At 66.2% G+C, this 7,608-nt stretch carries 4 protein-coding genes and 2 pseudogenes; 3 read left to right on the forward strand and 3 right to left on the reverse strand.

Annotation, left to right across the window (positions count from 1 at the left end; translation table 11 throughout):
* The first annotated feature begins 9 nt into the window (after positions 1-9).
* Positions 10-1,520: pseudogene (locus CSW58_RS05910) on the forward strand (DUF885 family protein).
* Between the two features lie 13 nt (positions 1,521-1,533).
* Here the strand turns inward: CSW58_RS05910 and CSW58_RS14955 are convergent.
* Together CSW58_RS14955 and CSW58_RS14960 are read right to left on the reverse strand one after the other, a co-directional pair.
* Complete coding sequence (locus CSW58_RS14955; RefSeq protein WP_236627667.1) at positions 1,534-2,379, reverse strand: EAL domain-containing protein; 846 nt, start codon at positions 2,377-2,379, stop codon at positions 1,534-1,536.
* A 32-nt stretch (positions 2,380-2,411) separates the two neighbouring features.
* Positions 2,412-3,173, reverse strand: coding sequence for a hypothetical protein (locus CSW58_RS14960; protein WP_236627668.1), 762 nt, complete (start codon positions 3,171-3,173; stop codon positions 2,412-2,414).
* A 339-nt stretch (positions 3,174-3,512) separates the two neighbouring features.
* Here CSW58_RS14960 and recA point away from each other — a divergent pair, with 339 nt between their 5' ends.
* Positions 3,513-4,580: a recombinase RecA gene (recA, locus tag CSW58_RS05920; protein ID WP_099446663.1), complete on the forward strand. Its 1,068-nt coding sequence runs from the start codon at positions 3,513-3,515 to the stop codon at positions 4,578-4,580.
* A 911-nt stretch (positions 4,581-5,491) separates the two neighbouring features.
* On the opposite strand, the pseudogene CSW58_RS05930 reads toward recA, so the two are convergent.
* Positions 5,492-6,966 (reverse strand): annotated as a pseudogene (locus CSW58_RS05930) (flavin-containing monooxygenase).
* Between the two features lie 155 nt (positions 6,967-7,121).
* Here CSW58_RS05930 and CSW58_RS05935 point away from each other — a divergent pair.
* A partial coding sequence (locus tag CSW58_RS05935) for a DMT family transporter (RefSeq protein WP_143755097.1) occupies positions 7,122-7,608 on the forward strand: 487 nt, incomplete at its 3' end.

Below are 7,608 nucleotides of genomic sequence, written 5' to 3' on the forward strand. Positions count from 1 at the left end.
CTGACCGGCATGGACGCCGTCAATTTCGACACCGTCGAATTCACCCTGGCGGTGCAGGACGAGGGCAATCGCAAGTTCAGCTATGCCGGCGGCGGATCGGGCGCGCCCTACATCCTCAGCCAACTGACCGGCGCCTATCAGTCGATGCCCGACTTCCTCGACACCCAGCACGCCATCGAGACCAAGGCCGACGCCGACGCCTATCTGCAGCGGATGGAGGGCTTCGCCCGCCTGATGGATCAGGAAACCCTGATCGCCAAGAAGGACTACGCCGACGGCGTGATCCCGCCGGACTTCGTGATCCACAAGGCCCTGATTCAGATGAAGGCCTTCGCCGACACCCCCGTCGCCGAGGCGCCGCTGGTGCTGTCGGTGGCCCGTCGCACCAAGGACAAGAAGATCGAGGGCGACTGGGCCGGCGAGGCGACCAAGATCTACGAGAACTCGGTCCTGCCCGCCCTCAAGCGCCAGATCGCCCTGCTGGAGTCGGTGCTTCCCAAGGCCACCCACGACGCCGGCGTCTGGCGCCTGAAGGACGGCGGCGACTATTACGCCGTCTCTCTGAAGAACTACACGACCGCCACCCTGACCCCGACGAGATCCACCAGCTGGGTCTGGACCTGGTCAAGTCGATCGAGGCCCAGGCCGACAAGATCTTCAAGACCATGGGCATGAGGACGGGCACGGTCGGCGAGCGCATGGCCGAGCTGGGCAAGGACATCTACGAGAACACCGATGCGGCCAAGGAACAGCTGATCGCTGACCTCAACGTCAAGGCCAAGTGGATCGACAAGCAGCTGCCGGCCTATTTCGGCCAGCTGCCCAAGGCCCCGCTGGAAATCCGTCGCGTGCCCAAGGCCATCGAGGCCGGCGCGCCGGGCGGTTACTACAATTCGCCGTCGCTCGACGGCAAGCGTCCGGGCATCTACTGGATCAACCTGCGCGACACCAAGGAACAGGCCAAGTACACCCTGACCACCCTGACGGTGCACGAGGGCGTCCCGGGCCACCACCTGCAGCTGTCGCTGTCGAACGAGGCCCAGGGCCTGCCGCTGATCCGCAAGGTCATCGGCTTTTCCGGCTATTCGGAAGGCTGGGCGCTCTATTCCGAAGAGCTGGCCGTCGAGATGGGCATCTACAAGACCGACCCGCGCGGCCATATCGGCATGCTGCACGACGCCCTGTTCCGCGCCGTGCGCTTGGTGGTCGACAGCGGCATGCACCACAAGAAGTGGAGCCGCGAGCAGGCGATCAAGTACATGGCGCAGACCATGGGCGACGAGGAAAGCGGCGCGGTCACCGAGATCGAGCGCTACTGCGTGTGGCCCGGCCAGGCCTGCAGCTACATGATCGGCAAGATCACCTGGCTGCGCGCCCGCGAGCGGGCCAAGAAGGCCCTGGGCAAGAAGTTCGACATCCGCAAGTTCCACGACGCCGGTCTGCTGGCCGGCGGCACGCCCCTGACTGTGCTGGACAGCGTGATCGACAACTACATCGCCGCGACCCTGGCGGCGAAATAGGCCAGGCTAGCGCTCACGGCCTTCTCCGTTTGCACGGAGGAGGCCGGGGTGGCTTACCCCCAACCCTCGGACACCCGGCTCGCCGCGCCATTGGCTTGACGGCGCTGATTTTCAGGGCCGGTTGCGGCGTGTCGGCGGGGCGGCCGAACAGCCAGCCTTGGGCGAAGTTGACGCCGGCCTTGCGGATGATTTCCTCGACCTCGGGCGTCTCGACCATCTCGGCGACCGTGCGGATCTTCAGGTCGCCGCACAGCTCGACCAGCCGCCGGACCATGGCCCCGTCGCGGCCGCTGGCGGCCATTTCGCGCACATAGCGTCCGTCGATCTTGACGATGTCGAGCGACAGTTCCTGCAAATAGCGGAACGACGAGGCGCCCGAGCCGAAGTCGTCCAGGCAGACCAGCGACCCCATGGCGCGCAGGGACTGGATATGGGCGTTGGCGACCGACAGATCGTCAATGGCGGTGGTTTCGGTGATCTCGAAGATCAGGCGGCCGCGGGCGGCGTCGTTCTTGGCCAGCAGTCGGCCGATATGGTCGACATAGGCCTCGTTGCCGATGGTCCGGCCCGAGACATTGACCGCCAGCCTGAGCTTGCCGGACCGGTCGCTGGCCAGACGCTGGACAGCCTGTTCGACGATGGCGTGGTCCAGTTCCTCGATGATGTCGAACTCTTCGGCCATGCGGATCAGGGCATAGGGACTGGCCCCATCCTCGAAGCGGACCAGCACCTCGTGGTGGTGCGCCAGTCCGGTGGACAGGTCGACGACCGGCTGGAAGGCTAGGGTGAAGCGGCGCTGGCTAACGGCCGCGCCCAGGGCTCCGGCCCGGGCCAGGGTGCGCTTGACCGAGCGGTTCATCGCTTCCGAAAGCGTTGCGGGCGCGCTTTCCTTCAGGCCCTCGCGCAGAAATCGTCGAGGGCGTAGCGGACGGCCCGCAGGCTGCGGGCGGTCACGGCGCCGTCCATCGGCACCACATGGGCCTTGGCGGCGATATTGGTCGCGCGGGTGAGGCGGTCGGCCAGGCCTTCGGAGCGCTCGTCCCGGGTCATGACCAGGGCGTAGCGGTCGGCCGAGATCTTCGTGGCCATGCCGCCGGCATGGGATTCGGCCCGGACCGCGCCGGCCATGCGGCTTTCCAGAGCGCGGGCGTCGGTTTCGGCCAGGCTGCTCATCAGAGAGTCGAGACCGGCGAAGTCGACCATGGCCAACTCCAGTTCCAGTCCGGTGGCGCGGGCGGCCTCGAACAGGCTCTTGGCGATGTCCTCGAAATTCTCACGTGTGCGCAGGCCCAGGTCGTCCAGGGCCGCGGCGGGTGGCGGGGCGGCCGCCATTGAGACCGACACCCGCCCCTGATTGTCGGGCAGGGCGCGCAGGCTCAGGTTCACATAGCGCAGGGTTTGACCGGCCAGACGGACCGTCACCGGTCCGCGACGCCCGCCGTCGTCGAGGGTCAGGAGGACCGCCTCCATCAGGGCCCGGTCCTCGGGCGCGAACAGATCAGGCCAGCCGCGGCCCATGATGGCGCTCTCGCCCTGGCCCAGGATCTTCTGGGTCGCGCCGAGCACCAGGGTCACGCGCCCGTCGTCGACTTCGAGCAGCAGGTCCGCGCTGGCGAAGGCCAGGCCCAGTAGACGACGCGCATCAATCGACAAAGTCCGGCCTCCCTTGAGCTTCCATTCTGTCACCGGTGTCTTAAGGAGCGGTTTCGGTATCGGTCTCCGGCGGTGTTTTGCCGTGGCCGCGAGGCGATCAATCGACGCTCTGAGCGCCAGGATCGGGCCCGAAGGCGCGTGGATTCGCCGGATTGATCGCTTCATCCGACGGCCTGGGCGCATTTCCGGCGCGGGTGGCGCGGACGGCGGCCCAAAAAGAACATCTTGCGAACAGAGAACAAAGCGCGTACGTTTTTAAACATTCCACAGGCGGATGGGCGCGGCGGGCGCGAACCTCCAATCCCCGGGTTGGAATCATGGAACAAGGGCGGATCTTCAATGGCTAATCAGGCGGCTTTGAAACTCGTGGGCAAGGAAGACAGCGACAAGCAACGCGCCCTGGAGGCGGCGTTGGCCCAGATCGACCGGGCGTTCGGCAAGGGCTCGGTGATGAAGCTGGGCGAAAAGGGCAAGGTCGAGATGGAGTCGGTCTCGACCGGTTCGCTGGGTCTGGACATCGCGCTCGGCATCGGCGGCCTGCCCAAGGGTCGGGTGATCGAGATCTACGGCCCTGAAAGCTCGGGCAAGACCACCCTGGCCCTGCACGTGGTGGCCGAAGTCCAGAAGGCCGGCGGCACCGCCGCCTTCGTCGACGCCGAACACGCCCTGGATCCGGGCTATGCCTTCAAGCTGGGCGTCAATCTTGACAACCTGCTGGTCTCGCAGCCCGACAATGGCGAGCAGGCTCTGGAAATCACCGACACCCTGGTGCGCTCCGGCGCGGTCGACGTGGTGGTGATCGATTCCGTGGCCGCCCTGACCCCCAAGGCGGAAATCGAAGGCGAGATGGGCGACAGCCTGCCCGGCCTGCAGGCCCGCCTGATGAGCCAGGCCCTGCGCAAGCTGACCGGTTCGATCAACAAGACCAACACCATCGTCATCTTCATCAACCAGATCCGCCACAAGATCGGGGTGATGTACGGCAGCCCGGAAACCACCACCGGCGGCAACGCCCTGAAGTTCTACGCCTCGGTGCGCCTGGACATCCGCCGCACCGGTTCGGTCAAGAACCGCGACGAGATCGTCGGCAACAATGTCCGCGTCAAGGTCGTGAAGAACAAGGTCGCCCCGCCGTTCCGCGAGGTTGAGTTCGACATCATGTACGGCGAGGGCATCTCCAAGCTGGGCGAGATCATCGACCTGGGCGTCAAGGCCGGGGTGATCGACAAGGCCGGCTCATGGTTCTCCTATAACAGCCAGCGTATCGGCCAGGGCCGCGACAATGTTCGCGAGTTCCTCAAGAACAACAAGGATCTGGCCAACGAGATCGAGGCGGCGGTGCGCAAGTCGTCCCAGAAGATCGAGGAAGAACTGTTGGTCGGCGGTCCCGAGGACGGCGACGAATAGGCCTCCCCAGAGGTTTCGCGGCCGCCCCGCCGGGGCGGTCCCGCCTTATCGCCCTGGCGAACCCCGCCAAGACGGCCGCGATCCCCGGACGCCTGGACCCCATGCCAGGCGTCCGATTTCGTTTGGCGGCCTTCCTAGATCCTCCCCCCGTGGGGGAGGTGGTCGCGGAGCGACCGGAGGGGGAAGTATTGCCAACTCTCCGCCCCTTCCCCCACCGGCCCCCGATCAAGTCGGGGACCGCCTCCCCCTTCAGGGGGAGGATCTGCGCGCATCGAACGGGCGCCCAGCCCGCTCCATCCCCGTCCGCGCCGCCACAAACGCCAACAAACTCAACGCCTTGAAAATAAAACCAGCGCGCCAATCAGACGCGCCCAAAACCACCTGCATAATCATCCTCGTCTCCGTCGCGGAGGAGGGCGCTTGGTACCGACCCGAAGCGGCGACGGAGATGGAATCGAGCGGGGCCGCCAGGCCGCGCGGGCCCTGTGCTCGCGACGCCATGGCGGGTCGACAGGGTCGGGAACGCTTTAAACCGGCCTATCAGGATCAGTCGGGGTCGAGACGGGTCGCCGATCGACTTTGGTCCTGCCCGTCCGGGGGCTCTTGGGAACCCGGGGTGAAAGACCCCACGCCTCCCGTCCTTACGGAACAACGATTTCGCGGAGCGGTCGAGGTTAGCCGAAACGCAAACACATCATCACGGTCATCCGGGCTTGCCCCGGCCGCTCCGCGCCTCCTCATCCCACTCGCAGCGCAAGCGTGAGGTCGATGGATCGTGCCGTCTTTGATCCCCTCCCCCTTGCGGGGAGGGGGCAGGGGGTGGGGATGTCGGCTCCGTATCGGCCGATGCAAGCGCCGGCGCCCCCATCCCCACCCCCTTCACCGCGAGGGGAAGGGGCTTTGTCAAACACTCAGGCCGCCTTGACGGCTTCCGCCCGGGAGAACTCCATCGCCCCGTCGTTCATCGCCCCCAGCCGGAAGGCCATCAGGTCCAGGGCGTAGTTCTGGTGCACCTTCCAGGGCTTGCGCACGCCCTGTTTGGGGAACTTCTTCATGCCGCGCTGGACATAGCCCGAGGAGAAGTCGAGCCAGGGCGCGACCTCCATGTCGGCGTCGCGAAGGCGGGGGGTGCAGGCGTCCATGCCTGTCCTGTCCATGTAGTTGATCAGCCGGCAGACATACTCGCTGGTCAGGTCGGCCTTCAGGGTCCAGGAGGCGTTGGTGTAGCCGAAGGCCGAGGCCAGGTTGGGCACGTTGCTGAACATCATGCCCTTGTAGCTCATCGATTCCGACAGGTCGGCCGGGACGCCGTCGACCACCACCTGCATGCCGCCAAGCAGCTGCATGTTCAGGCCCGTGGCCGTGACGATCAGGTCGGCGTCCAGGGTCTGGCCCGATTTGAGCAACAGGCCGGTCGGGGTGAAGCGCTCGATATGGTCGGTGACCACCGAGGCCGCGCCGCTCTTGATCGCGGCGAACAGGTCGGCGTCGGGCACCAGGCAGACGCGCTGGTCCCACGGGTTGTAGCTGGGGGTGAAGTGGGTGGCGACATCGTAGTCGGGGCCGAGCTGCTGGCGGACCATGTCGATCAGCCGCGCCTTGACCTTTTCCGGCTTCTTTCGCGACAGGTTGAAGAAGAACATGGTCATCAGCACGTTCTTCCAGCGGGTCAGGCCATAGGCGGTCATGGCAGGCAGCTTGGCCCGCAGCCAGTTGGCCAAGGGGTCCTCGGCCGGCCGCGAGACCACATAGGTCGGCGAGCGCTGCAGCATGGTGACGTGGCCGGCGGTCTTGGCCATCTCCGGCACCAGGGTCACGGCGGTGGCGCCGCTGCCGATGATCACCACGGTCTTTCCCGCATAGTCGATGTCGCGCGGCCAGAACTGCGGATGGGCGATCTGGCCCTTGAAGTCCTCGACGCCCGCGAAGTCGGGGGTGTAGCCGGCGGCGTAGTCGTAATAGCCGCTGCACATGTAGAGAAAGCCGCAGGTCAGGATCGCGGGCTCTTGATCGGGGCCGCGCGCGATCTCGACGGTCCAGGTGGCGGTCTGGGACGACCACGAGGCGGACTTGACCTGGTGCTGGAAGCGGATGTGCTGGTCGAGGCCATGCTCGGCGGCGGTTTCGCGCACATAGCCGAGGATGGCGGGGCCGTCGGCGATGGCCTTGGCCTGGCGCCAGGGCTTGAAGGCATAGCCCAGGGTGTACATGTCGCTGTCGGAGCGGATGCCGGATAGCGGAAAAGGTCCCAGGTGCCGCCGATCGCCTCGCGGCCTTCCAGGATCGCATAGGTCTTGCCGGGGCAGTGAGTCTTGAGGTGATAGGCGGCGCCGATGCCCGAGAGCCCGGCCCCCACGATCAAAACGTCGAAGTGCTCTACCGCCATGCCCCGTCCATCCCCGTTCCTGGTCCGGTGGTCCGGACGCTGTATCTGATCGCTGTTCAGGAACAAACGACCGTTTGGACGTCGGGTCAACCGGAGGGGGGCGTGGCGTCGGTTTTCATTGCGCGTCGCCGCGTCAGGCGGGTATGCGAACAGCCATGTCCCTTCGCGATTTCGGCCTGCTGATCCTGATCTGCTTCATTTGGGCGTTCAGCAACATCGTCTCCAAGATCGTGGTCGCCCACTGGGGCGTGCCGCCGCTGTTCTTCGCGGCGGTGCGTTTCGGCTTGGTGGCGGCGGTGACCCTGCCCTGGCTGTTGCCCGCCCCCCGGCCGATCTGGCGCATCCTGCTGGTCGGGCTGCTGATGGGCGGCGGCAATTTCGCCCTGTTGTTCATGGGCTTCCGCACAGCTTCGCCCTCGGCCGCCTCGGTGGTCATCCAGTTGGGCGTGCCCTTCACCACGGTGCTGTCGATGCTGCTGCTGGGCGAGACCGTCCGCTGGAAGCGTGGCCTGGGCATCGCCCTGACCCTGACCGGCGCGGTGGTGGTCATGTGGAGCCCGCATGGCCTGCAGCTGTCGCCCGGCCTCTGGTTGATCGCGGCCGCGGCCTTCGCCGGCTCGCTGGGGGCGGTGATGATGAAGC

Origin of the sequence: Caulobacter sp. B11, from assembly GCF_002737765.1 — a bacterium.
GTDB lineage: Bacteria > Pseudomonadota > Alphaproteobacteria > Caulobacterales > Caulobacteraceae > Caulobacter.

Bases quoted from the DNA above. Each gene is read 5' to 3' on its own strand.
- CSW58_RS14955 (WP_236627667.1), bottom strand. From the start codon at position 2,379: ATGAACCGCTCGGTCAAGCGCACCCTGGCCCGGGCCGGAGCCCTGGGC.
- recA (WP_099446663.1), top strand. From the start codon at position 3,513: ATGGCTAATCAGGCGGCTTTGAAACTCGTGGGCAAGGAAGACAGCGAC.